At 69.6% G+C, this 23,882-nt stretch carries 22 protein-coding genes; 17 read left to right on the forward strand and 5 right to left on the reverse strand.

What is annotated here, in order from left to right:
* The first annotated feature begins 159 nt into the window (after window positions 1–159).
* The 7 genes from BHS09_RS33975 to BHS09_RS34005 all read left to right on the forward strand — a co-directional run bounded on the left by BHS09_RS33975 (window position 160) and on the right by BHS09_RS34005 (window position 8,327).
* Complete coding sequence (locus tag BHS09_RS33975) at window positions 160–1,188, forward strand: AAA family ATPase (protein WP_011556536.1); 1,029 nt, start codon at window positions 160–162, stop codon at window positions 1,186–1,188.
* 13 nt (window positions 1,189–1,201) lie between these two features.
* Complete coding sequence (locus tag BHS09_RS33980; RefSeq protein ID WP_140795522.1) at window positions 1,202–2,080, forward strand: DUF58 domain-containing protein; 879 nt, start codon at window positions 1,202–1,204, stop codon at window positions 2,078–2,080.
* On the forward strand, window positions 2,077–4,176 hold the full coding sequence (locus tag BHS09_RS33985; RefSeq protein ID WP_140800124.1) for a BatA domain-containing protein: 2,100 nt from the start codon (window positions 2,077–2,079) through the stop codon (window positions 4,174–4,176). The genes BHS09_RS33980 and BHS09_RS33985 overlap by 4 nt, the downstream gene beginning before the upstream one ends.
* A gap of 514 nt (window positions 4,177–4,690) precedes the next feature.
* Window positions 4,691–5,326 carry a sporulation delaying protein family toxin gene (locus BHS09_RS33990; RefSeq protein ID WP_011556539.1) on the forward strand — a complete coding sequence of 212 codons (636 nt, stop codon included), beginning with the start codon at window positions 4,691–4,693 and terminating at the stop codon, window positions 5,324–5,326.
* A 74-nt stretch (window positions 5,327–5,400) separates the two neighbouring features.
* The gene (locus tag BHS09_RS33995) at window positions 5,401–5,982 is read left to right on the forward strand and encodes an SdpA family antimicrobial peptide system protein (RefSeq protein WP_140795525.1); all 582 of its coding nucleotides are present in this window, start codon (window positions 5,401–5,403) and stop codon (window positions 5,980–5,982) included.
* A complete protein-coding gene (locus BHS09_RS34000) occupies window positions 5,976–6,968 on the forward strand; it encodes a sporulation-delaying protein SdpB family protein (RefSeq protein ID WP_140800125.1) in 993 nt (330 codons plus the stop codon). The genes BHS09_RS33995 and BHS09_RS34000 overlap by 7 nt, the downstream gene beginning before the upstream one ends.
* A gap of 273 nt (window positions 6,969–7,241) precedes the next feature.
* A complete protein-coding gene (locus BHS09_RS34005) occupies window positions 7,242–8,327 on the forward strand; it encodes a YcjF family protein (RefSeq protein WP_140800126.1) in 1,086 nt (361 codons plus the stop codon).
* Between the two features lie 9 nt (window positions 8,328–8,336).
* Here BHS09_RS34005 and dbpA read toward each other — a convergent pair whose 3' ends face one another.
* Window positions 8,337–9,722 (reverse strand): ATP-dependent RNA helicase DbpA, encoded by a 1,386-nt coding sequence (dbpA, locus tag BHS09_RS34010; protein WP_140800127.1) that lies wholly within the window; start codon window positions 9,720–9,722, stop codon window positions 8,337–8,339.
* A 356-nt stretch (window positions 9,723–10,078) separates the two neighbouring features.
* Between dbpA and BHS09_RS34015 the strand changes: the two genes are divergently transcribed.
* The 4 genes from BHS09_RS34015 (at window position 10,079) to nagZ (ending at window position 14,245) form a co-directional block, all read left to right on the forward strand.
* Window positions 10,079–11,008 carry a DUF6209 family protein gene (locus BHS09_RS34015; protein WP_140800128.1) on the forward strand — a complete coding sequence of 310 codons (930 nt, stop codon included), beginning with the start codon at window positions 10,079–10,081 and terminating at the stop codon, window positions 11,006–11,008.
* A 159-nt stretch (window positions 11,009–11,167) separates the two neighbouring features.
* Window positions 11,168–12,667, forward strand: a complete 1,500-nt coding sequence (locus tag BHS09_RS34020; RefSeq protein WP_140800129.1) for an ATPase domain-containing protein — start codon at window positions 11,168–11,170, stop codon at window positions 12,665–12,667.
* Between the two features lie 2 nt (window positions 12,668–12,669).
* Entirely contained in the window at window positions 12,670–13,035 is a 366-nt protein-coding gene (locus tag BHS09_RS34025; protein WP_140795531.1) for a response regulator, read from the forward strand.
* Between the two features lie 100 nt (window positions 13,036–13,135).
* Window positions 13,136–14,245 (forward strand): beta-N-acetylhexosaminidase, encoded by a 1,110-nt coding sequence (gene nagZ / locus BHS09_RS34030; RefSeq protein ID WP_140795532.1) that lies wholly within the window; start codon window positions 13,136–13,138, stop codon window positions 14,243–14,245.
* Between the two features lie 93 nt (window positions 14,246–14,338).
* Here nagZ and BHS09_RS34035 read toward each other — a convergent pair whose 3' ends face one another.
* The 3 genes from BHS09_RS34035 to BHS09_RS34045 form a co-directional block, all read right to left on the reverse strand.
* Window positions 14,339–14,830 (reverse strand): hypothetical protein, encoded by a 492-nt coding sequence (locus BHS09_RS34035; RefSeq protein ID WP_140795533.1) that lies wholly within the window; start codon window positions 14,828–14,830, stop codon window positions 14,339–14,341.
* Window positions 14,831–15,133: 303 nt separating this feature from the next.
* Entirely contained in the window at window positions 15,134–15,898 is a 765-nt protein-coding gene (gene bcp / locus BHS09_RS34040) for a thioredoxin-dependent thiol peroxidase (protein WP_237079998.1), read from the reverse strand.
* A gap of 61 nt (window positions 15,899–15,959) precedes the next feature.
* A complete protein-coding gene (locus BHS09_RS34045) occupies window positions 15,960–16,460 on the reverse strand; it encodes a hypothetical protein (RefSeq protein ID WP_140800829.1) in 501 nt (166 codons plus the stop codon).
* 67 nt (window positions 16,461–16,527) lie between these two features.
* Here BHS09_RS34045 and BHS09_RS34050 point away from each other — a divergent pair, with 67 nt between their 5' ends.
* Complete coding sequence (locus BHS09_RS34050) at window positions 16,528–17,175, forward strand: hypothetical protein (protein WP_140795535.1); 648 nt, start codon at window positions 16,528–16,530, stop codon at window positions 17,173–17,175.
* Between the two features lie 52 nt (window positions 17,176–17,227).
* On the opposite strand, the gene BHS09_RS34055 is transcribed toward BHS09_RS34050, so the two are convergent.
* Window positions 17,228–18,547, reverse strand: coding sequence for a response regulator (locus BHS09_RS34055; protein ID WP_174258968.1), 1,320 nt, complete (start codon window positions 18,545–18,547; stop codon window positions 17,228–17,230).
* 114 nt (window positions 18,548–18,661) lie between these two features.
* On the opposite strand from BHS09_RS34055, the gene BHS09_RS34060 reads away from it, so the two are divergent.
* From BHS09_RS34060 to BHS09_RS34080, 5 genes are all read left to right on the forward strand, one after another.
* Complete coding sequence (locus BHS09_RS34060; protein ID WP_174258969.1) at window positions 18,662–19,012, forward strand: MXAN_6627.5 family MYXO-CTERM protein; 351 nt, start codon at window positions 18,662–18,664, stop codon at window positions 19,010–19,012.
* 10 nt (window positions 19,013–19,022) lie between these two features.
* Window positions 19,023–20,066: a class I SAM-dependent methyltransferase gene (locus tag BHS09_RS34065; RefSeq protein WP_140795538.1), complete on the forward strand. Its 1,044-nt coding sequence runs from the start codon at window positions 19,023–19,025 to the stop codon at window positions 20,064–20,066.
* Between the two features lie 111 nt (window positions 20,067–20,177).
* Complete coding sequence (locus BHS09_RS34070) at window positions 20,178–21,623, forward strand: UbiA family prenyltransferase (RefSeq protein WP_174260610.1); 1,446 nt, start codon at window positions 20,178–20,180, stop codon at window positions 21,621–21,623.
* A 13-nt stretch (window positions 21,624–21,636) separates the two neighbouring features.
* A complete protein-coding gene (locus BHS09_RS34075; RefSeq protein ID WP_140800132.1) occupies window positions 21,637–23,031 on the forward strand; it encodes an FAD-binding oxidoreductase in 1,395 nt (464 codons plus the stop codon).
* Between the two features lie 24 nt (window positions 23,032–23,055).
* Window positions 23,056–23,793, forward strand: a complete 738-nt coding sequence (locus tag BHS09_RS34080; protein WP_140800133.1) for an SDR family oxidoreductase — start codon at window positions 23,056–23,058, stop codon at window positions 23,791–23,793.
* The last annotated feature ends 89 nt before the right edge of the window (window positions 23,794–23,882 follow it).

The following is a 23,882-nucleotide window of genomic DNA, read 5'->3' on the forward strand; positions in this document are numbered from 1 at the left end:
GGGGCATGCAGGCGATCAGCGCGCCCATGTGCCCCGGCGTGCCGGGGTGTGCGGCAGCGGAATAGGTCTGCCCCCGAACGGTTGGCAGCGCACGCCTTGGCGCAGGGGTGGCGGAATCCTTTGGTCCCAGCGCCGCCCACGAATTAAGAGAACCCTTCCATGGAAAGCGCCGCCCCCGACTCTCTGCCCGTGCCCGACGCCTCAGGCGACGACCTCCGTGCCGTCGAGGAGCTCGCCCAGGCCCGCAACGAAATCGTCGCCCAGATTGAAAAGCGCGTCGTCGGTCAGCGCGAGGTGGTGGAGCACCTGCTCATCTCCCTCTTCAGCCGCGGCCACTGCCTCTTCGTGGGTGTGCCGGGGCTCGCCAAGACGCTGCTCATCTCCACGCTGGCGGACGTCCTCAACCTGTCCTTCAACCGCATCCAGTTCACGCCGGACCTGATGCCGTCGGACATCACCGGCACGGACATCCTGGAAGAGGACCGCACCACCGGCCGGCGCACCTTCCGCTTCCTCCAGGGTCCGCTGTTCGCGAACATCATCCTGGCGGACGAGGTGAACCGCACCCCGCCGAAGACGCAGGCCGCGCTGCTGCAAGCCATGCAGGAGTACCGCATCACCGCCGGTGGCCGCACGTACCCGCTGGAGCTGCCCTTCCTCGTCTTCGCCACGCAGAACCCCATCGAGCAGGAGGGCACCTATCCGCTGCCCGAGGCCCAGCTCGACCGCTTCATGTTCCTGGTGGACGTGGGCTACCCCACCGCCGACGAAGAGGTGCAAATCGTCAAGAGCACCACCGGCGGTCCGCAGCCGAAGCTGGAGAAGATTCTGTCCCCCGAGCGCATCCTCGCGCTCCAGGAGTTGGTGCGCCGCGTGCCGGTACCGGACCACGTGGTGCGCTACGCCGTGGAGCTGGTGCGCCACACGCGGCCCAAGGAGCCGGGCGCGCTGGACTTCATCGCGAAGAACACGTCCTGGGGCGCCGGCCCCCGCGCCAGCCAGTACCTGGTGGTGGCCGCCAAGGCGCGCGCCATCCTCCACGGCCGCTTCGTCGCCACCGTCGAAGACGTGCGCGCCCTGGCCCGTCCCGTGCTGCGCCACCGCGTGCTGCCCAACTTCACCGCGGAGAGCGAGGGCATCACCTCCGTGAAGCTCATCGACCAGCTCCTCACGGTGGTGAAGGGCTAGCCAAGCCCGCGCCATGCTGCTCGACGCCCAGACACTGGCCCGCCTCCAGGGAGTGAAGCTGCGCGCCCGCGCGGTGATGGAGGGCGTGTTGTCCGGCCTCCACAAGAGCCCGCATCAGGGGCAGAGCGTGGAGTTCGCGGAGCACAAGGAGTACGCCCCCGGCGACGAGCTCCGCCACCTGGACTGGAAGGCCTACGGCAAGTTCGACAAGTACTACGTCAAGCGCTTCGAGCACGAGACGAACCTGCGCGCCGTCATGGTGGTGGATGCATCCGCCTCCATGGGCTACCGCAGCGGCGCGCTGAGCAAGCTGGACGTGGCCACCACGCTGGCGGGCGCGCTGTGCTACCTGCTGGTGCGCCAGCAGGACGCGGCGGGCCTGGCGCTGATGGCGGGCGGCAAGTGGAAGGACGTGCCGCCGCGCGCGTCGGCCGGGCACCTCAACGTGCTGCTGGACACGCTGGAGCACACCGAGCCCACCGGCACCACGGACCTGGGCGGCGCGGCGGACCACCTGGCGGAGGTGTTGCCCCGGCGCTCCAGCGTCATCGTCCTGTCGGACCTGCTGGACGAGAACCAGGACGCGCTGCGCCGCATCCTCGCGCTGCGCCAGCGAAAGAACGACGTGTCCGTGTTCCACCTGGTGGACCCGGCGGAGCTGACGTTCCCCTTCGACGACCCCACGCTCTTCATCGACATGGAGGGCCAGGGCCGCATCGAGGTGAACCCGCGCGAAATCAAGGAGAGCTACCTGGAGGAGTTCAACGCCTTCCTGGCGAACGTGAAGACCGCGTGCGCCGAGGCGGACGTGGACTACGACCTGGTGCGCACCGACGACAAGCTGGATGACGTGCTGCTGCGGTACCTGTCGCGGCGCGGGAGGCGCCGGTGACCTTCGGCAATCCGTGGATGCTGCTGGGCGCGCTGGGCGCCCTCATCCCCCTGCTGGTGCACCTGTTCGACCGGCGCCGTCCCCGGCCGCACCCCTTCGGACCGCTGGCCTTCGTGATGCGCAGCCAGAAGCGCACCGCCAGCCGCCTCAAGCTCAAGCGCCTGCTGCTGTACGCGCTGCGCACGCTCATCCTGCTGGCCATCCCCATTGCCCTGGCGCGCCCCGAGCTGACGCGTGACGCGGCCGCCGCGCAGGTGGTGAAGGGCCCCGCGGCTACCGCCATCATCCTGGACGCGTCGTTGTCCATGCGCTGGTCGGACGGCACGCCGCTCTTCGAGCGCGCCCGCGACGAGGCCCGCGACGCGCTGAAGGACCTGCTGCCCGAAGAGCCCGCCACCGTGCTGGTGTGCACGCAGTCCCCCGCCGCGCCGCCGCCGCCGGGCTTCGACCGCGGCCGTCTGCGCTCGCTGGTGGATGAAGCGAAGGCCACCCACGGCACCGCGGACCTGTCGCGCTGCCTGGACATGGCGGCCCGCGCGCTGGAGGAGAACCCCATGCCCGCCAAGCGGCTGGTGCTGGTCTCCGACATGACGGCCGCGGCCTTCCGCCTGGAGGCGCCGCCGCCCACGGTGAAGGGCCCCACGGGCGCGCCCGTGAAGCCAGAGGTGGTGCTGCGCGACGCGGCCGAGGGCCACGAGGTGCTGAACAACCGCGCCATCGTCGACCTCAAGGTGGAGCCCGCGCTGCAGGCCGGCCCGCGCACGTTCCAGTTCACCTTCACGGTGCGCAACTTCGGCGCGGAGCCGGTGAAGGACCTGGAGGCCGCGGTGCGCGTGGGCGAGTCCACGCTGGCCAAGGGCTTCGTGGACATCCCCCCGGGCGGCACGACGCAGAAGACGCTCACCGTGCGCTTCCCGCAGGGCGGCACGGTGCTGGGGCAGGTGACGCTGGCGCCGGACGCGCTGGTGGAGGATGACCGGCGTTCGTTCGTGCTTCCGGTGCCCCGCGCGCTGAAGGCGCTGGTGGTGAATGGCTCGCCCCACGCGACGCGCTACCGGGACGAGGCCTTCTTCGTGGACGCGGCCCTCACCGCCCCGGGCTCGCCGGTGGAGGTGGCCACGCGCGACGCGGAGGTGGGGCTGCGCGAGGACTTCTCCACCTACGACCTGGTCCTGCTGCTCAACGTGCCCGCGCCGAGCGCCGACGAGGCGCAGAAGCTGGCGGCCTTCGTGGAGAACGGCGGCGGACTCTTCATCAGCATGGGCGACCGGGTGAACCCGGAGGCGTACAACCAGCGGCTGGGCCCGGTGCTGCCGCGTCCGCTGCGCCTGGTGCGCACCAGCGCCGAGCGCGACGACCCGGACGCGGACACCAAGAGCGCGCGGCTGGCGCAGGTCTCCGTGGAGCACGTCCTCTTCTCGCCCTTCACGGGGAAGGCGGAGGAGGGGCTCGTGGGGGCGCGCTTCTACAAGTACATGCTGCTGGAGGCGGACTCCCCGGGCGCGACCGGCGCCAGTCAGGTGCTGGCCACGTACGAGGACGGCGCGCCAGCGGTGGCCGTGGCGCGTAAGGGCAAGGGGCGCGTGGCGCTGCTCACCAGCACGGTGGACCGCGACTGGAGCGACTTCTCCATCCGCACCTCCTTCCTGCCGCTGATGCAGCGCTTCGCCGCCTACCTCACCGGCTCGCTGGACGAGCGCGAGGAGGTGCGCGTGCGCGTGGGCGAAAGCGCCACGCTGCGTCCCGAAGGCGCCCAGAAGGTGTCCTCGGTGCGCGCGCCGGACGGCACCGAGGTCTCCGTGAATGAGCAGCCGGAAGGCGCGCTGGTGGCCGGGCCGGTGACGGAGCCGGGCGTGTACTCGGTGCTGGGCGCGGACGGGAAGGTGCAGCCGGACCTGTCCTTCGCCGCCGTGCTCGATCCTTCCGAGAGCGACCTGGGACGTGTGCCGACGGACACCCTCACCGCCTACTTCGGAGAAGAGACGGTGAAGGCCTCCACGGGTGACGCGGACAAGCCGACGGTGCCGCTGTGGACCTGGCTCATCCTGGCCGCGTGCCTGGCGTTCTTCTTCGAAGGCACGCTGCTGCGCAAGTAGCCGTCACCTGGCCCGGAGCCGGCGCATCATGACGCCGCCCGCGACATCGCTGGACGGGTTGGCGTTCTCACAGCACGCCGTCAGACCCTTCTCGCAGTAGAAGCACGCGCCGCAGGCGGAGGTGGCTCACGCCCGGGGCCACCTCCTCCACAACGCCGGCGAACTCGCTGCGTGCGCGCATGTGATTTCTGCTCCTTTGTGGGCAAAGGGATGAGGACCGCGCACCGATGCGGCAAGGCGGGAGCGGCGCTCGTGTGTGTGCCCCCTGTCCTGGCTGGGCGCTCTGACGAGGGAATGCCCGGAACCAAGCCTGGAACCAGACCCGCTAAGTCCTCTCAACACGCTCAAATTGAAATAGTCGATATCCGCGAAACTGATACGCATGCGTATAATTTTAAGTAATTCTATGGATTGTACACAAATCCAATTTACCCAAAAATCGTGACTTACCCGTGACGCACCCGGCCGGCCGGCGTGCCTCGCGGGCAAACACCCCGTTGCCCTGGAGCACACCTTGAAGCGTTCCACCTTGAAGCTGACCTCGGCCGTGACGGCCTTCATGACCTTCTCCACCTTCGGTATCGGCTGCGGTCCCGCGGATGGCAGCAGCGGCCCGTCGGCCGGCATCACCCAGAACCAGGCCCTGTCCGGGCAGAACCTGTTCAAGGGCATGGCCTTCGGCCTGGGCCCCGCGGCGCACTACTTCGACGACCTCTGGCAGCGTCCGGAGATCAAGGCGAAGCTGGGCGACGAGACGCTGGCCAAGCGCGAAGAGGCCGCCGAGGCCGTCATCGCGAAGATGAGCGCGCTGGACCCGGCGTTCTTCGAGCGCTTCGGCAACGACCTGCGCAGCGGCAACCACCTGGTCATCGACCAGCTGCTGACGGACACGCGGGAGCTGACGGTTGCAGCGGCGAACGCGCTGCGCAAGGACGCGGGCCAGGCGGGTGAAATCAACGCCGCCGCCCTGCAGCAGGTCGAGGCGGGCCTGTACCTGTACGTGGAGACGGCCGTGGCCGTCGCCATCGTGCTGATCCTCATCCTGACCCAGATCGACATGACCCCGGTCATGGAAGGCCCGCAGTCCAGCCAGCTCCAGCGTGACGTGTGGGTGGACATGCTGGCGAAGCGGTTCGCCGCCGCTGAGTAGTCGGAGCACTCCGGGGAGTGTCCATCGCCCTCACCGGTGGGCACTCCCCTTCTTCCTCTTCCCCGAGCACGGCCGTGACCGAGTCCACTCCTCCCTCTCCCCAGACCTCCCCAACGCGCCGCCTGGGCCTGCTGGCCCTGGGACTCATCCTGGGCTGGACCACGCTCACGGTCTACGCCCTGCACGCGGCGCTGCCCTACAACCCCATCGAGCTGCCCTTCGAGAAGCACTTCAACATCAAGCTGCTGCTGCCAGAGGGGTGGGCCTTCTTCACTCGCGACCCGCGTGATGACCGGATGCTGCCCTACCTCCGCACCGCGGACGGCCAGTGGGCCTGGGGAAGCGACACGCCCAACTTCCAGTGGAAGAACGCCTTCGGTATCAACCGGGCCGCGCGGGCGCAGGGCGTGGAGCTGGGGCTGCTCCTCCACGACACCGCGGCCCTTCCCCGGGAGGACTGCAAGGAAGCCCCCGCCGTCTGCCTGGAGCGCGCCCCCGTGGCCAAGACGCTCCGCAACACCAGCCCGCGGCCCACGTACTGCGGCCAGCTGGGCATCGTCTTCCAGCGGGCCGTTCCCTGGGCCTGGAGCCGCACCAACCAGGGGAAGCCCATCACCATGCCCTCGAAGGTCCTGAGGTTGGACGTCGAATGCTGACCGCGCTTGGAAACCGTGCCCGCGCCTGGGTGGCGGGCCCCTCCCCCTGGAGCAATGTCTACGGCCTGGCGCGCACGCTGGTCGCGCTGGGGACGGGTGGCACGCTGGCCTTCAGCGACACCACGACGCTGTTCCGGCCCGTCGCGGGCATCCCCGAGGCCCCCGTCTGCGAAGGCATCCGCGCGGCGTCCTTCTTCTGCGTGCTCCCCTCCGGCTGGCTGGAGGTGGCGCGATGGGCGGCGGTGCTGCTGCTGCTCGTCGTCGCCTCCGGCTGGCGCCCGCGCGTCACGGGACTGGTGCACTGGTGGGTGGCCGTCAGCATGCCGTGGTCCGCGTCGCTGACGGACGGCGGTGACCAGATTGCCGCCATCCTGGCGCTGCTGATGCTGCCCCTGGCGCTCACGGATGACCGGCGCTGGCACTGGGACGCGCCCCGCGAATCCACGGGGAACGACGAGGCGAAGCGGCTCATCGCCCGGTCGGCCTGGGTGATGCTCCGCCTCCAGGTGGCGGGCATCTACTTCCACGCCTCCGTCGGCAAGTTCAAGGTGACGGAGTGGGTGGACGGCACGGCCCTGTACTACTGGCTGCTGGACCCCAGCGTCGGTGCACCGGACTGGCTGGCCGGTGTGATGCTCCCCGTCCTGAGCAGCCCCGTGGTGGCGCTGCTCACCTGGTCCGTGCTGCTGCTGGAGCTGGGGCTCGCGCTGGGCCCGCTGCTGAACCCGTCCCTGCGCCGCGTGCTGCTGCCCCTGGGTATCAGCTTCCACCTGGGCATCGCCGTGTTCCACGGGCTCATCAGCTTCGTGCTCGTCATGTGCGGCGCGCTCATCCTGCTGCTCCGTCCGTTCGACGAGCTCTTCCGCTTCGAGGGCCTCCGCGCCTGGGTGCGACACATGCGGACCCCGCCCGTGCCCACCGCCACGCCGTCCCTGGAGCCAGTAGCGGTGCAGGTGGCGTCGGTGCCCCCCACCGACGGCGCATGAAGCGCTGCGACGTCGCCGCCGCCCTGGCGCACCCCAAGACTGCGGCCTTCGCGTCACGGTGAGCGGGCCACGAGGGCTCTCTCGCTCTCTCGCTCTCTTGCCCTCAGGCAGGCACACGTCGCCACGGGCAGGGCTTGGAAGTCCGTCCGTCCTGGGTCCAGGAGCCTTCCGCGCCGCGCGGGTCCACCGCCGGCTCGCGGAGGCTTTCCGCTACGCTGATGTACCCTCCCCTGATTCGGTGGGAGGGCTCACCAGCGGAGGCGGCGGCAGCCCATGGACATCCATCTGGCGGAGGAGATCCGCAAGCAGGTTGAAGAGGCCTTCCGCAAGCGCGGCCGGGTCAACATCGTCATCGCGGGCCGCAGCGGCGTGGGCAAGAGCACGCTGGTCAACGCGGTGTTCCACGGCCGCATCGCGGACACCGGCCAGGGCCGCCCCGTCACGAAGGAGACGCGCGAGTACACGAAGGACGGCATCCCCGTCAGCATCCTCGACACCCGCGGCCTGGAGATGGGTGCCTTCCAGGAGACGCTGAAGCTGCTGGAGGAGCTGGTGGCCGCGCGCGCCAAGGACGCGGACGCCACGCGCCACCTGCACTGCGCCTGGCTGTGCATCAGCGAGGACTCGCGCCGCGTGGAGGACGGGGACGTGAAGGCGGTGGAGATGCTCGCGCGGCACATGCCGGTGGTCGTCGTGGTCACCAAGGCGCGCAGCGACCAGGGCTTCCGCGCGGAGGTGCAGAAGCTGCTGCCCATGGCCCGTAACGTCATGCGCGTGCGCGCGCTCCAGGAGACGGACGACGAGGGCCATACGCTCCAGCCCAAGGGCCTGGTGGAGCTCGTCGAGCTCACCATGGAGCTGGTTCCCGAAGCCCAACGCAACGCCTTCGCCGCCGCCCAGCGCGTGAGCATTGGCCAGAAGCGCAAGCGCGCGCACGGCATCGTCGCCAGCGCCGCGGCCGCCGCCGGCCTCATTGGAGCCGTGCCCATCCCTTTCGCCGACGCCGCCCTGCTCGTCCCCACGCAGGTCGGAATGCTGGCGGGGGTGAGTAGCGTCTTCGGCCTCCCGCTGACGGAGGCCTTCCTCTCCACGCTGGTGGGCGCGGGCATCACCGGCCTGGGCGCGACATTTACCGGCCAGTCCATCGTGTCCGGACTGCTGAAGCTCGTCCCGGGCCCGGGCACGGCGATTGGCGCGCTCATCTCCGCCACCACCGCCACCGCGCTCACCACGCTGTTTGGCGAGGCCTACGTCGCCGTCCTCTCCAAGTTGATGGAGAAGCGCTGTGGTGAGTTGCCCACGGAGGAGGAGGTCATCCAGGCCTTCCGCGAGGAGATGTCCCTGCGCGGCGCCGCGTAGACGCCCGGGCTACTTCACGCGCTCGATTTTGTACCGGCGGCCCTTGATGCGGCCTTCGCTCAGCCGCTGGAAGGCCACCCGCGACACGCGCCGGGCGACGGCGACGTAGGCCACGTGGTCCTGGATTTCAATCTTGCCCACGTCGGTCGCTTCGAGCCCGCCCGCCTCGCCCGTGAGCGCGCCCAGGATGTCGCCGGGCCGCATCTTGTCCTTGCGTCCGGCGGAGATGTAGAGCGTGTCCCACGTCGTCTCCAAAGACACCGCGTTGCGAGGATCCGCCGAGGGCAGTGACTCCACGTCCCCGCGCTCCAGCTTCACGCCGGTGGCCAGTTGGATGTCGTCCACCTTGCGGCCGTCGCGAGGCGTGACGATGGAGACGGCCAGGCCCGCGCGGCCCGCCCGGCCCGTGCGGCCGATGCGGTGCACGTAGGGCTCGGCCTGCATGGGCAGGTCGAAGTTGATGACGGCGTCCAGCGCCTCCACGTCGATGCCGCGTCCCGCCACGTCCGTGGCGATGAGCACCCGCGTGCTCTGGTTGCGGAACTTCGCCATCACCCGGTCGCGCTCGAACTGCTCTAAATCCCCCTGGAGTCCGTCCACGCTGACGCCCGCCGCGGAGAGCGACTTCTTCAGCTCCACCACCGTCGCCTTGAGGTTGCAGAAGACGATGGCGGACGCCGGCTGGTAGTGCCGGAGGATGCGCAGCAGCAGGGCCTGCTTCTCCTCGGGCTCGCAGTCGTAGCGCACCTGCTGGATGTCGGGACCCGCGGTGGTGGACTCCACCGTGACGCGGACGGGTTGACGCTGGAAGTTGCGGCTCAGCGCCTCGATGTCCGGCGGGAAGGTGGCCGAGAAGAGCACCGTCTGCCGCCGTGGCGGTATGACCCCGAGGATGCGTTCCATGTCCTCGCGGAAGCCCATGTCGAGCATCCGGTCCGCCTCGTCGAGCACCACCGTGGACAGCTGCCGCGTCTCCAGCGCATCGCGGTCCAACACATCCAGCACCCGGCCCGGCGTCCCCACCGCCAGGTGCGCGCCCTTCTCCAGCGCCTCCAACTGCGGACGGATGGGCTGGCCGCCCGCGAGCACCAGCACCTGGAGCCCGGGCAGCCGCCGTCCCAGCCTGCGAATCTCGCCCGCCACCTGCGCGCACAGCTCACGCGTCGGGCACAGCACCAGCGCCTGCACCTTGCGGTGCTGCAACTGGACTTTCTGGAGGAGTGGCAGCGCGAAGGCCGCCGTCTTGCCGCTGCCCGTCTGAGCCTGGCCGACCAGGTCCCTGCCCTGGAGCAGCACCGGGATGCTCTGCGCCTGGATGGGCGTGGCCGTCTTGAAGTCGAGCTCCTCCAGGACCTGGAGCAGGGGGGGAGATAGCGCGAGCGCGGAAAAATCCATTCGAGGCCTCGATGAGCGGAGGCACGAAAGGAGCCTCGGGTTCTGCAGGCCCCATGTCACACCCAGCGAAGGCAGGACAAGTGAAGCCGCCGACCTCGCCCAGCCGCCCGCACCGGATTGCCCGGCGCACCTTCCGCGCAAAATCAAGCTTTACCTGAAATCACCAACGCCTCCACGCCCTCCTTCCGCGTCCGACTGGCCATGCTGTCCACCCTTGTGCTCGCCACCGCCGGTAGCGGCATGAAAGAGCCGTCCGCCGTGAAACCGCACGCCCCCTGACAGTGCGAGCGGCCGGCAGCGCATGCACAAGGAAGTCCTGTTAAGTGGCGCTATCCAAATCTTCTGGAGAACCCCAAATGAAGACGTCTGTCTGGAAGTATCTGGCCCTCGCGTTGCCGCTGATGGCGGCCTGTGGCGGAGCTCCTCAGCAGCAGGAGGAGACGTCTGCCAACTCCACGGAGTCACAGCAGGCGCCGCTCACCACGCCCACCGCCACGGTGCGCTTCCTCAACGGCTGGACGCATTCGCAGCACGGCGCCATCGTCCGCGGCGGCACGCTCGTCGTCGACTACGACCTGTACCGGATGACGGACTGTCACCACAGCACCTACGCCGGCCAGCAGGCGTGGGACACGCTGGCCTATGTCCGCTTCCTCCCCAGCGGCCAGCTCTTCAGCGGCAGCGTGAAGCAGGCCACGGGCAGCACCTCGTTCGTGAACAAGCCCTTCGAGGTGACAGTGCCCTCGGACGCCACGAGCGTGGAGACGTGGTTCTTCACCTCCGGCCGCACCTGCGCGCCGAAGTACGACAGCAACTACGGCCAGAACTACGTCTTCCCCGTGGAAGCGCAGTCGCCCTCCGCGGTGGTGTGGGCCGGTGACTGGGGCGGCAGCTTCGCGCGCGACTGCGAGCACCGCGACGGGTTGGCGGACCCCATCGTCATCGACAGCTACGTCATGGAGCGCGCCTGCAAGTTCGTGGACGCGGACGTGTACGTGCCCGGCGTGACGGATACCGCCACCGCGCGTCCGCAGCTCATCCATGCGCAGGTGGAGTTCAGCGTGGACGGCGCGACCACGCAGCACCAGTGGCTGGCCTACCAGGGTCGGGTGGGCAACAACTACCGATACCGCTGGAACCTCGCCGCGGAACCGCTCGCGTATACGCCATGGAACGCCTATGCATTCGGGTTCCGCTATTCAACGGACGGCGTGAGCTGGTATCGCATCGCGAGCGGCGCTGGCCCCACGGGCGGCCCCGCGCGGACCGTTCAGCGTAGCTTCTGAGCCGGTCCGCCGCTGTTGACTGCCGCTGGGGCCCCACGCTTCAGCAGCACGTCGGAAGAGGCGACGTGACAAGAAGTGTTCCCCTGAGAAGGCGAGCGCACTGCTCCCATCATTCCAGCGGGGCCACACCGGGGCCGGGCCCAGGAAAGGGAACGCGAAATGACCGAAGGCACTCCACGCGTGACGGAACGGATTTCCACGGGCATTCCAGGCCTCGACACCGTGCTGCACGGAGGCTTCCGCAAGGCCCGCACCTACATGCTGATGGGCCTTCCGGGCTCGGGGAAGACCATCTTCGCCAATCAGGTGTGCTTCCACCACGCGAAGCGCCACGGCGGGCGCGTGCTCTACCTGACGCTGCTGGCGGAGTCGCACACGGAGCTGGTCGGCAACCTCGCCTCGCTGTCCTACTTCGACCCCACGCTGCTGCCCAACGCCATCACCTACCTGAGCGCCTTCACCGTGCTGGAGCAGGGCGGACTGGACGCGTTGGCGGAGCTCATCCGCAAGGAGACGAAGAACCACCAGGCCACGCTGCTCGTGCTGGACGGACTGGTGGCCGCGGAGGAGGTGGCGCCGTCGCAGCAGGCCATCAAGAAGTTCATCCATGGCCTCCAGGTCGTGACGGGCCTCATGGGCTGCACGACGCTGATTCTCACCACCGGCCGCGGACAGGGCCTGCGCGCCGAACACACCATGGTGGACGGGCTGCTGCTGCTCCGTCAGCGCATGTTCGGCGTGCGTGCCGTGCGCGAGCTGTTCGTGCGCAAGTTCCGTGGCAGCCCCTATCTGCTGGGCAAGCACAGCTTCGACATCACCCAGGACGGCATCATCATCTATCCCCGCCTGGAGTCGCTCGCGGAGTCCGGGCCTCCGCCGGGGCCGCCGCTGGACGCGAAGTGCGCGTTCGGCATCCCCGGGATGGACGCGATGCTGACCGGGGGCGTGGCCCAGGGCTCGACGACCATCCTCCTGGGGCCGTCGGGCAGCGGCAAGACGCTGCTGGGGTTGAACTTCCTCGCGGAGGGCGCCCGGCGGGGCGAGCGCGTCCACTACTTCGCCTTCTACGACTCCCCCGAGCGGATGGTGGCGCAGGCGGCGGGCATCGGGCTCGACCTCAAGCCCCTCATCGACCGGGGCGACTTCGAGGTCAGCTTCCGGCCGCCCACGGAGAACCTGCTGGACAAGCTGGGCGTGCAACTGCTGGACATCATCCGGACCCGCGGCGTGCGCCGGCTCTTCCTGGACGGCTACGACGCGCTCCGCAGGGCGGCCGTCCGGCAGTCCCGCGTGTCGCGCTTCCTGGCCGCGCTGGTCAATGAGTGCCGCATGCGCGGCGTGACGCTGCTCTACTCCGTCGAATCGGTCTCCGCGTTTGGCCCGGAGGTGACCTTCCCGATGAGGGGCATCTCCATGGTGGCGGAGAACGTCCTCTTCCTCCGCCAGGCCGAGCTGGACTCCCGGCTGCGCCGCTTCGTCACGGTGCTGAAGCTGCGCAACAGCCCGCACGACACCTCCCTGCGCGAGCTGTGCATCAGCACGAAGGGGATGGAGGTGACGGGTGCCTTCACGGATGTCGAGGCGATGATGACCGGCGTGCCACGGTCGACCACGTGGTCCGAGCCCCGGCGTCCCGGCGGCGGGCGCCAGGAGCCGTAGGCATGGGCCCCATCCTCATCGTCGATGACGAGTTCGGCATCGTCGAGGCCATGCGCGACCTCCTGAGCGACGAAGGCTACCGGACCGCCATCGCGCTCAATGGGAAGGAGGCCTTGGAGCGGATGGCCGAGGAGCGCCCCTGCCTGGTGCTGCTCGACTACATGATGCCGGTGATGAACGGCCCGGCCCTGCTGGAGGCGATGGAGCGCAATCCCCTGCTGCGCGACATCCCGGTGGTGATGATGAGCGCCAGCCCGCCGGACTACTGGAAGCACCTGCGCTGCGCGGCCTTCCTGCCCAAGCCCTTTTCCCTGGATGGGCTGCTGGTGGTGGTGAGGCGCTTCGCCCAGGGAGCCATCCTCCAGTAGCGCGCCTCACCGCCCTGCGGCCTGACAGGCAGCCGACGCTTTTCGCTGAACGGTGTTCCTCCCGAGCGCCCGACCCCTGGCTTCTGCCAGACTGCGCGCCGTGACGACTTCCTCCCCCCTCTACCGCGACTGTGCCCGCCTCTTCATGGTGGGCTTTCCCGGCACTCACATCGACAGCGAGCTGGCCGCGCTGATGGATGACGGCATCTACGGCGCCATCCTCTTCAAGCGCAACGTGGGCAGCGCCGCGGACACGGCCGCGCTGTGCCACGCGTTGAAAACACGCGCCAGCCGGCCCTTCATCCTGTCGGTGGACCAGGAGGGCGGCCGTGTGGCCCGGCTTCGTGGCGCGCCCTTCACCGCGCTGCCGCCCATGCGTGAGCTGGGGCAGCGCGGCGACGCGGCCCAGGTGGAGCGCGTGGGCCGGCTGCTGGCGTATGAGCTGCGCGCGCTCGGCTTCGACTGGGACTTCGCACCGGTGCTGGACGTGGACACCAACCCGGCCAATCCCGTCATTGGCGACCGCAGCTTCAGCCGCGAGGCGGAGGAGGTGGCGCGGCTGGGCGTGGCGCTCGCGCGGGGACTGGAAGCGGGCGGCGTGGCGTCGTGTGGCAAGCACTTCCCCGGCCACGGCGACACCACCACCGACAGCCACCTGACGTTGCCGCGGCTGCCGCACGATTTGGAGCGGCTGCGCAGCGTGGAGTTGGTGCCCTTCCGCGCCTTCGCCCAGGCGGGGCTGGCGTCCCTGATGACGGCGCACGTCCTCTTCGACGCGCTGGACCCGGGGGTGCCCGCCACCATGAGTCAGCGCGTGCTCCAGGGTGTGCTGCGCGAGGAGCTGGGCTTCGACGGGGTGCTCGTCAGCGACGACCTGGAGATGAAGGCCATTGCCGGCCACTACTCCGTGGAGGAGGCCACGGTGCAGGGCACGCTCGCGGGCGTGGACCTGTTCCTGGTGTGCCACAACGCGGACGTGCAGCGCCGCGCCATCGAAGCCCTGGTGAAGGCGGTGGAGTCCGGTCGCGTGTCACGGGAGCGAATCGCGCAGGCGCACCGGCGGCTGGACGCGCTCAGTGCCCGCTTCGCGCACCCGGCGGAGGACCGGCTCGCCCTGCTGGGGAGCCCGGAGCATCACGCGCTCGCCGAGGGGCTCGTCAGCACCTTCACCGGCCGCGACCCGACCGAGGTGATGCTGGCCTCCCGCTGAAGGCGCGGTGGCCGGAGTGCCACGCACGCTCCCGGCGCCCTGCACCGGGAGCGGCTGGAAGGGGCGGCGCGAAACGTCCGCCCCGGGGTGACTTCAGCGACGGTGGGGGCCGCTGCGGTCCTGCCAGCCCAGCGGGCTGTAGCCGTTGTAGTGGCCACCCCGCTTGCCGCCCAGCGCCGCGCCGTCCTCACCACCCAGGCCCTGGGCCGCGGGCGAGTACGCGGCGCCGCCCTCCACGTGGTACCGGTCACCCATCATCTTCCCGGCGTCGTCCACGATGGAGCGGCCCTGGGTGCCGTCGTTCTTCGCCGTGCGCGGGTCGATGCTGGAGCCAATCTGGTCGATGGTGCCGTTGTAGCCCCGGTTCGCCGGCAGCGTCCAAGGAGGCAGCGGCTTGTTGGTGTTGCCACCCTCGATGTTCTTCATCGAATCGGGCTGGTCACCGCGCTGGGCGACGAGGCTGCCCCGCGGCTCATCCGGCTGAGTGCCACCCGTCTCCGGAAGGCCCCGGCAGCCCACGGCCAGAACCGCGCCCGCCACCAATGCCGCCACCGAACCCCACCGCCGAATATTCCGCTCGCGCATGTCGACTCCTCCGAGTCCCTTCAATCTGGTTGCTCGTACTTCCCGAAGATGGGGCACGCCGGGCATGGAGACCACGGGGTGACTCCATGTCCGCATGACGACGGACCGCCCGAACCCCACATATAGCCCCAGCGGCGACGGGGAGCAGCCCTCTTCGGCGCTCCCAGCGCCCGCTCCGCTGAGGGCTTCTTCTTCGTCGAGGAAGCCCACTTCGAGGTCGCGGGCTTCTTCCCCGCCCGGAGCCGCCGGGCCCAATGGCGATTGCTTGCTGGAAGACGTCTGGGCCGACGTCCGCCCAGAGAGCTACTTCCTGGAGGCCTTCTTCGCCGCCGCGGACTTCTTCGCGGGCGCCGCCTTCTTACCGGCGCCCGGCTTCTTCCCGGCCGAGGTCTTCTTCGCGGTCGCGGGCTTCTTCGCAGTCGCGGCCTTCTTCGCCGCACGGGGTGCCTTGGCGGCCGGAGCCGCCTTCTTCGCCGTCGCCTTCTTGGTCGCGGCGGGCTTCCCCGTGACAGTCTTTCCCGCCGGAGCCTTCTTCGCGGCGGCCACCTTCTTCCCCGCGGGCGCCTTCTTCGCGGCGGACTTCTTCTCAGCACCGGCCGCCGCCGGAGCTTCGCCCTTCAGCGCGGCCAGCACCTCGGCGACGTGGCCGTTCACCTTCACCTTGGGCCACACCTGCTTCAGCACGCCATCCGGGCCGATGAGGAACGTCGCCCGGGTGATGCCCAGGAACTTGCGGCCATAGAGCGACTTCTCCCCCCAGACGCCGTAGGCCTCGGACAACGTGTGGTCCACGTCGGCCAGCAGCGGGAAGGGCAGGTTGAACTTGGTCGCGAACTTCCGGTGGCTCGCGGTGCTGTCCGCGGACACGCCCAGCACCACCGCGCCCGCGGCCTCCAGCGCCGAGTGCTCGTCACGGAAGCCACATGCCTCCACGGTGCATCCGGGGGTGTCGTCCTTCGGATAGAAGTAGAGGACGACACTCCGGCCCGCGAACTGCGCGAGCGATACCGGGTTTCCATCCTGGTCGGCGAGTTGGAACGCGGGGGCCTGGTCACCTGCTTGGGGCATGGGCATGCGGGCTCATTAACCACAAAGCCCGCGCCACTCAACGTCCAGCGACAGCGCCCCGCTAGTGCGCGGGATGCCCCGCTTCACCGCCATGGTCATGGCCATGCTCCCCGGGCGGATGGCTGTGCGCCTCCAGCCGGACCAGCTCCTTCCGGCAGTCCGTCAGGGCCTGGTGCAAGGGCTCCCGGTCCGCGCCCTCCGGCGTCTGGCCCAGCCGTATCGCCAGGGCCTCGCACGCGGCGCGCTTGGTATCCACCTCCGACGTTCCGGGGCCCGTGGCGCCCGGCGTGGCCAGGGGGCGCGGCGGCAGCTTTCCCCGCAAGCGACGGATGGCGGCGATCCGCTGCTCCGCTTCCGGGCGGACCTTGGAGTCCTTGGGAATCGCCTCGAAGGCGTTGATGACGGGGTCCCATGCCGGGTCCAGGGGGGACACGCGGCGGTCAATCAGCTCGCGGTAGGACTTCTCTGCCTCCCGGAGCTGGTCGGGCCCCTTGTCGCAGCCAGGCGACAGAAGCAGACAGAGCGCGAGCGGTATGACGGCGGACAGCCGTCGGGTGGTCATCCTCATGAAGGGTCGGTTCTCCTCTCCTGCTGGCCTCCCGATTGAAGCACGGCTAGGGTGCCGCGTCGTGCAGCCCATTCTCCTCGCCTTCCTGCTTGGCCTGTCCCAAGGCATGCTCCACGCCGTGGGCCCGGACCACTGCGCCGCCATGGCCACCCTCGGAACCCTGGGGGGAGGCCGGCGCCGCGCCGCCATCGCCACCGCCGTGCGGTTCGCGCTGGGACACGCCGTCATGCTGGGCGGCATCGCCGCGCTCTGCATCCTGGCGGGCGTGGGCCTTTCAGAGACCTTCGAGCGCTGGGCCGAGATTTTCGGCGGCGCCGTGCTGGTGGCCCTCGCAGTGGCCGCCCTGCTGTTCCCCAGCAGCCTGGACCACGGCCACCCGCACCTGCCCGGCCACACCCAGGAGCCTCACCAGCACGTGCACACGGTGAGCACCACCGCTGGCGCGCTGATGGCCGTCAGCGGCGTGCGCTCGCTGCTGCTGGCGCTGCCTCCCCTGCTGGTGGGTGGCAGCATGAGCGCGGCCGCATGGATGTACCTGCCCGGCTTCGCGCTGGGCATCCTCATCGGCATGGGCGTGGTGGGGCTGATTTTCGCGGAGGGCATCGCCCGGCTGAACGCGCAAATCACCCTCTGGGTGCAGCGCGTGGTGGCCGTGGGCTCCGGCGCGCTGGGCCTGTTCTGGATTGGCTCGCGGCTGGTCGGCGGCTGAGCCCCGGCGCGGCGTCCCCACCCATGATGGCGGGGACGGACGGCGCGGCGGCCTACCCGCGCTTGTCCAGGATGCCCAGCGACATCATCGCCACCAGGAAGCCGTAGACGACGTGCTCGGGGCGGTTGGCGAAGGCCAGCAACTCCGCCACGGTGCGGTTGCCGTCGATTTTCGGCAGCAGCTCCGCCTCCCACCGCTCCAGCTCCACTTCGTTGAGCTGGTAGGCCGGGGCCACGGCGGGGATGAGGCGGTCCTCCGGCTGGAGCAGGCGCCGCAGGCGCTCCGGCTTGTAGAGCTTCTTGATGCCCCGGACGATGAGGTTGGCCGGGTGCACGTCCAGCTTGATGGACTCCGCGCTCGCCTTCTCCCGGAAGCTCAGCACGTACGTGCCTTCATCCCACGCGAAGAGCGAGTAGATGACGGCCTTCACCTGCTGGCCCACGTAGTAGAGGCGCTCGGTGTCCTTGAGCAGCCCACGCTCCACCAGCACGTCACCGGTGCGGCGGTTGGACTGCGCGGCCACCGCCGACGCGTCCTGGAGCTGCTCCGGCTTGATCTTCCCCACGCGAACGAGGAACTGGCCAAAGCGGTCCGCGAGCAGGTTGGAGAGGGCGAACACCGGCGTGCCCTTCTCGAAGTAGACGACCTTCTTCACCTTGCCCTTCTGCACGCCCAGCTCGCCCGTCTCGCGGGAGAGATAGAACGCGGTGAGGAGCGAGGGCAGGTTGTCCCGGATTTCACCGCGGCGGCTGCCCGGCGCGCCCGCGGGCGGCGGGTCCGGCGGACGGCCCGGCGTGGGCGGGCGCACATGCGTGGCCGGCACCTTCTGCATGGGGCTGGCCGTGAGGTTGGCGCCGCGAATCTCCGCCGTGATGTTGCCGCCGCCCGTCACCTTGATGCGGCCGGTCAGCTCCATGGCGTCCTGCGGGCCTTCCTCCTCCACGTCGATGTCCAGCTCCACCTCGAAGGCGTCCTGGAGCGACGCGGCCGCCGCAACGGGCTTCTCCGGAGGCAGCACCTTCGTCATCGCCTCGAGCAGCTTCTGAGCCTCGAAGGGTTTCTCGAAGTAGCCGGCGGCCTGGTACTTGGTGCGCGACTCGACAGCGTGCTTGCCACCCTTGAAGACGCCGGTGATGAAGAGGAGCGGGAGCTGGGGGTTGTCCTTCCGCAGCGCGTCCGCGAGGTGGTACCCCATCATGTCGGGCAGCAGGATATCGAGCACGGCCGCCGCCGGGGGCTGGGCCTTGGCCAGCTCCACCGCCTGCTTGCCGCGGCTCGCACCAATGACCTCGTAGCCCGCCTCCTCGAAGAGCTGCGTGAGGAGGGACAACAGCTCCTGATTGTCATCGACGACGAGGATTCGGGGTGCCATCGCGGGGCGTACCGTACCAGATGCGAAAGGAAGGGTCAGACAATCTGCCCCCGGGTGCTCCAGCCACCGCGGAAGATGCATCCGACCCTCCATGCGGTTAGGGTGACGCCCTCGATGTTCCCCATCCGCTCCCACCTGCGGCGCCTGCTGGCCTGCCTTCCCCTCCTGCTGCCCCTCGGGGCCATGGCCCAATCCGACGGAGGGCTCGACGCGGGCCTCCCCGACGCCTCCGTGGGCGAGGGCGGCGCGGACCGGGACAACCCCGAGGGGGACGACAGTACAGGCAGGGTGAATACGTCCTGCCGTAGCACCCGGGATTGCTCTCCCCGCTTCTCCTGCGATGACGGGCGCTGCCGCTACACTGGCGTGCGCCAGGCAGACCAGCAAGGCTGCGTGCTGGGTGCCCAGGCCGCGCTCCTCGTCGTGGGCCTGGCCGCAGTGGGCGGGTACAGGCGCAGGCGTTAGGAGCACACGCATGAGGCTGGGGCTCAAAGCGGACAACCTGCTGGAGCGCGTGGCGGACTGGCTCAACCTGGCCCCACAGCCGGTGGCCCATGCCTTCTTCGGGATGATGGCGTCGCGGACGCTGATGGCCGGCGTGCGGCTGGGCGTCTATGAAGCCCTGACGGACGGGCCCATGTCGGCGGAGACGCTGGCGGAGCGGCTGAAGCTGTCCCAGGAGGGCACTCGCACGCTGCTGGAGGCCCTGATTGCGTGCGAGGCCGTGGAGCGGCAGCGCGGTGGACGCTACCGGCTGGCCCCTCGCGCCAGGCGATGGTTGGACCCACGCTCGCCCCGCTACGTGGGCGCCTTCCTGGAGTTCAACTACGCCCAGTGGGACTGGTGGAACGGGCTGGAGGGCGTGGTGCGCACCGGCCAGGCGGTGGACATCCACGGCTTCGCGCCCGACGACGCGCGCTGGCGCGACTACATCCACGCCATGCACCAGCTGGCGCGGCTGGCGGCTCCGGAGGTCGTGGCGGCCATCCCCCTGCCCCGTGGTGCGAAGCAGGTGTTGGACCTGGGCGGCGCGCACGGCTGGTTCGCCGCCGAGCTGTGCCTGCGCAACCGGGGCCTGAAGGCCACGGTGTTGGATTTGGAAGGCAGCGCCCGCGTGGGCCGGGAAATCATCGCCTCTGCGGGGCTGAGCCACCTCGTCACCCATCGCGAAGGCGACATCCTCACCGCGGAGCTGGGCGGCCCGTACGACGGGGTGATGCTCTTCCAGGTGATGCACCACCTGACCCCCGCGCAGAACGTGGCCCTGCTGCGACGGGTCCGCGCCTCACTGGCGCCCCGGGGGACGCTGGCGGTGCTGGAGTATCTGCGCGAGAGCGTCGACACGCCCACCAGTGCGGCGCCGTTGATTGGCTTGCACTACTTCCTCACCTCCGGCGCGGCCGCCTACACGCCCGCCGAGGTGGAAGGCTTCCTGGACGATGCGGGCTTCCGCATCGAGCACAGCCGCCCCATCCGGCACCTGCCCCTGCAGACGCTCCTGGTGGCCCGACTGGACTGAGCGTCCACCCGACCGCTGAACTGGCGTGCCTGCCCGCGGAGGCCTGCCCACACGGGAGACGCCTGCGCTACCCTGCCCGTCCTTTTGACGGCTCCCGTCACACCGTTGCCCATGCTTCCGCAAACACCACTTCCCGAGGACCCTCCGGACGTCCCTCTCGCTGTCGACCTCGACGGGACGCTGGTGCGCACGGACACGCTGCACGAGAACCTGCTCGTCCTCTTCAAGCGCGCGCCCTGGCTGCTGTTTCTGGCGCCGCTGTGGGTGCTCAAGGGCAAGGCCTTCTTCAAAGCGGAAGTGGCCCGGCGCGCCGCCCTGGACGCAGCCAGCCTGCCCTACCACGAGGAGCTCCTGACGTTCCTGCACGAGGAGAAGGCCCGAGGACGCCGGCTGGTGCTGGCCACCGCGGCGGACCGGCGCATCGCCGAAGCCGTGGCCGCGCACCTGGGTCTCTTCTCCGACGTCGTCGCCAGCGAAGCGCCGGTGAACCTGTCCGGCGCGCGCAAGCTGGCGAAGCTGAAGGAGCTGCTGGGCACCTTCGACTACGCGGGCAACGACGCGGTGGACCTGCCCTTGTGGCGTGAATGCCGCCGCATCGTCGTGGTCCACGCGCCGGCCGGAGTGCTGAAGCAGGCCCAGGGCCTGGGCCGTGACGTCCACCGCGTCTTCGAGCGCCCCGCCACCCGCCTCCGCACCTGGGTGAAGGCGCTGCGCGTGCACCAGTGGGCGAAGAACGCGCTCGTCTTCGTGCCGCTACTGGCCGCCCACAAGGCCACCGAGCCGGACAAGCTGATTCAGGCACTGCTGGCGTTTACGGCCTTCAGCCTGTGCGCCTCCAGCGTGTACGTGCTGAATGACCTGCTGGACCTGGACTCCGACCGGCGACACCCGACGAAGAGGCAGCGTCCGTTCGCGGCGTGCACGCTGTCGGTGAGCACTGGCGTCATGCTGGCCCCCGTGCTGCTGCTGGCCGGCGCCGCGGTGTGCCTGCTGTTGCCGCCCGCCTTCGCAGCCCTGCTGGGCACCTACTACGTGCTGACGCTGGCCTACTCACTGCGGCTGAAGCAGGTGGTGATGTTGGACGTGCTGGTGCTGGCCGGGCTGTACACGGTGCGCATCTTCGGCGGCGCGCTCGCGGTGGGCGTGCCCACGTCCAGCTGGCTGATGATGTTCAGCATGTTCCTCTTCCTCTCGCTCGCGCTGGTGAAGCGGCTGAGCGAGGTCCGGCGCCTGCGGCAGTCCAATGAGACGTCCGCGCATGGCCGTGGCTACCTGGCCCAGGACTACGAACAGCTCGCCAGCCTGGGTGCGGCTTCGGGACAGGTGTCCGTGCTGGTGCTGGCGCTCTACATCACCTCCGATGAAGTGACGGCGCTGTACGCCCACCCAGAGCGGCTGTGGCTCATCTGCCCGGTGATGCTGTACTGGGTGGGCCGGGTGTGGCTGCTCGCTCACCGCGGGCTGGTGAACGAGGACCCGCTCGTCTTCGCCCTGAGGGACCGGGTGAGCTACGCCGTGGGGCTCCTGTGCGCGTTGGTGCTATGGGCCGCCACGTGAGAGGTCTGGCGCGATGAAGTCACGGGAGTCCTGGGGGCGTTACCCCCAAGTCGAGCAGCAGACGCACGCCCTGGTGTGGCGCACGGACGCGCTGCCCCGGAAGGACGGTAGCCTGCTGCCCCACGGACTGGGGCGCAGCTACGGCGACTCGTGCCTCAACGCGGGGGGCACGCTGCTGCTCACCTCGGGGCTCGACCGCTTCATCGCCTTCGACCCGGCCACGGGTGTGATCCGCTGCGAAGCGGGTGTGTCGCTGGACACGATTCTGCGCCTGGTCGCGCCGCGCGGCTGGTTCCTGCCAGTGACGCCGGGCACCAAGTTCGTGACGGTGGGCGGCGCCATCGCCAACGACGTGCACGGGAAGAACCACCACCGGGGCGGTACCTTCGGCCGCTTCGTGCGGCGCTTCGAATTGCTGCGCTCGGACGGCAGCCGCCGGGTGTGCGCGCCGGACGAGAATCCGGACTGGTACGGCGCGACGATTGGCGGCCTGGGCCTCACCGGCCTCATCACGTGGGCCGAAGTGCAGCTCACGCCCATCAGCAACCCGTACGTGCTTCAGGAGACGGTGCCGTTCGGGAACCTGGATGGGTTCCTCGACGTGGCCCGCGCGTCGGAGAAGGACTACGAGTTCACCATGGCGTGGGTGGACTGCCTGGCCCGGGGAAAGAAGCTGGGACGGGGGCTCCTGTACCGGGGCAACTTCGCGCCGCCGCAGTTCGACGGGCTCCCGCTGGCCAGGAGCCACCTGTCGCATGGCGTGGGGCTGGCGGTGCCCATGGACATGCCGGCCTTCTGCCTCAACCGGCTGTCGGTGTCCGCTTTCAACTGGCTCTACTACCACCGGCAGAACGGCAAGCCGAAGCAGCGGCTGACGCACTACGACCCGTTCTTCTACCCGCTGGACGCCATCTACGCGTGGAACCGCATCTATGGCCGGCGCGGCTTCCTCCAGTTCCAATGCGTGGTGCCCTACTCCACCGCGCGCGACGCGCTGAAGGAAATCCTGGAGCGCAGCTCGCGCGGCGGACTGCCCAGCTTCCTCTCCGTGCTGAAGACGTTCGGTGACATTCCCTCGCCGGGGTGGCTGTCCTTCCCGCGCGAGGGCGTGACGCTGGCCATGGACTTCGCCAACCGCGGCGAGAAGACGTGGAAGCTGGTGGAGGACCTGGACCGGCTGACGCGGCAGGCGGGCGGCGCGGTGTACCCGGCGAAGGACGCGCTGATGAGCCCGGAGAACTTCGCGGCGTACTTTCCGCAGCGGGAGCGCTTCATGCAGTACGTGGACCCGTCGTTCTCCTCGTCGTTCTGGCGGCGGGTGAATCCGGTGTCCCTGCCCTTTTCCCTGGCCGCGGAGCGAGGCGAGACGGCATCCCCGCCGCCGCGGTCCCTGCTTGCCATCCGCTGACCTTCTTTTCGAGATTCGCTCCCCATGAAGAAAGTGCTCGTCCTCGGCGCCACCAGCGCCATTGCCCAGGCGACGGTGCGGCTCCTGGCCGCGCGCGGGGCCTCGCTGTACCTCACCGGCCGCAACGCGGCGAACCTCGACGCGGTGACGAAGGACGCCGCCACGCGCGGCGCGGCGAAGGTCGAGTCGCAGGTGGTGGACCTGAACGACTTCGACACCCACGAGGCGCTGGTGGAGGCCGCGTACACGGCGCTGGACGGGCTGGACGGCGTGGTGCTGGCGCACGGCGTGCTGGGTGACCAGGCGGAGGCGCAGCGCTCGTGGGCGGCGACGGAGGCGGTGCTGCGCACCAACTTCCTGAGCGCGGTGTCGCTGCTCACAGTGCTGGCCAACCGCTTCGAGGCGCAGAAGGCCGGCACGCTGGTGGTGATTTCGTCGGTGGCGGGCGACCGCGGCCGGCAGAGCAACTACGTGTACGGCGCGTCGAAGGGCGCGCTCAACGTCTTCCTCCAGGGCCTGCGCAACCGGCTGACGAAGTCCAACGTCGCGGTGGTGACGGTGAAGCCGGGCTTCGTCGACACGCCGATGACGGCGCACCTGCCGAAGAACAAGCTGTTCGCCTCGCCGGAGAAGGTGGCGCGCGGACTCTTGAGCGCCGCGGACTCGCGGAAGAACGAAGTCTACGTGCCCGGCATCTGGGCGCTCATCATGCTCATCATCCGGACGATTCCGGAGACAGTTTTCAAGCGCATGAAGCTCTGAGCAGACATGGCCGCCCTCTGGCGCTGAGACAAGGCCCGTCTGGGGAGCGCCGCTGTGACGGGGGCGACTGGAAAGCACCTGGGGCACTC

Origin of the sequence: Myxococcus xanthus (assembly GCF_006402735.1) — a bacterium.
Classification (GTDB): Bacteria; Myxococcota; Myxococcia; order Myxococcales; family Myxococcaceae; genus Myxococcus; species Myxococcus xanthus_A.

Coding starts and splice junctions, on each gene's coding strand:
- BHS09_RS33975 (WP_011556536.1), top strand. CDS start 160: ATGGAAAGCGCCGCCCCCGACTCTCTGCCCGTGCCCGACGCCTCAGGC.
- BHS09_RS34060 (WP_174258969.1), top strand. CDS start 18,662: ATGTTCCCCATCCGCTCCCACCTGCGGCGCCTGCTGGCCTGCCTTCCC.
- BHS09_RS34065 (WP_140795538.1), top strand. CDS start 19,023: ATGAGGCTGGGGCTCAAAGCGGACAACCTGCTGGAGCGCGTGGCGGAC.
- BHS09_RS34080 (WP_140800133.1), top strand. CDS start 23,056: ATGAAGAAAGTGCTCGTCCTCGGCGCCACCAGCGCCATTGCCCAGGCG.
- BHS09_RS34005 (WP_140800126.1), top strand. CDS start 7,242: ATGGACATCCATCTGGCGGAGGAGATCCGCAAGCAGGTTGAAGAGGCC.
- BHS09_RS34020 (WP_140800129.1), top strand. CDS start 11,168: ATGACCGAAGGCACTCCACGCGTGACGGAACGGATTTCCACGGGCATT.
- bcp (WP_237079998.1), bottom strand. CDS start 15,898: ATGCCCCAAGCAGGTGACCAGGCCCCCGCGTTCCAACTCGCCGACCAG.
- BHS09_RS34045 (WP_140800829.1), bottom strand. CDS start 16,460: ATGACCACCCGACGGCTGTCCGCCGTCATACCGCTCGCGCTCTGTCTG.
- BHS09_RS34035 (WP_140795533.1), bottom strand. CDS start 14,830: ATGCGCGAGCGGAATATTCGGCGGTGGGGTTCGGTGGCGGCATTGGTG.
- BHS09_RS34070 (WP_174260610.1), top strand. CDS start 20,178: ATGCTTCCGCAAACACCACTTCCCGAGGACCCTCCGGACGTCCCTCTC.
- BHS09_RS34000 (WP_140800125.1), top strand. CDS start 5,976: ATGCTGACCGCGCTTGGAAACCGTGCCCGCGCCTGGGTGGCGGGCCCC.
- dbpA (WP_140800127.1), bottom strand. CDS start 9,722: ATGGATTTTTCCGCGCTCGCGCTATCTCCCCCCCTGCTCCAGGTCCTG.
- BHS09_RS34055 (WP_174258968.1), bottom strand. CDS start 18,547: ATGGCACCCCGAATCCTCGTCGTCGATGACAATCAGGAGCTGTTGTCC.
- BHS09_RS34025 (WP_140795531.1), top strand. CDS start 12,670: ATGGGCCCCATCCTCATCGTCGATGACGAGTTCGGCATCGTCGAGGCC.
- BHS09_RS34015 (WP_140800128.1), top strand. CDS start 10,079: ATGAAGACGTCTGTCTGGAAGTATCTGGCCCTCGCGTTGCCGCTGATG.
- BHS09_RS33980 (WP_140795522.1), top strand. CDS start 1,202: ATGCTGCTCGACGCCCAGACACTGGCCCGCCTCCAGGGAGTGAAGCTG.
- BHS09_RS34075 (WP_140800132.1), top strand. CDS start 21,637: ATGAAGTCACGGGAGTCCTGGGGGCGTTACCCCCAAGTCGAGCAGCAG.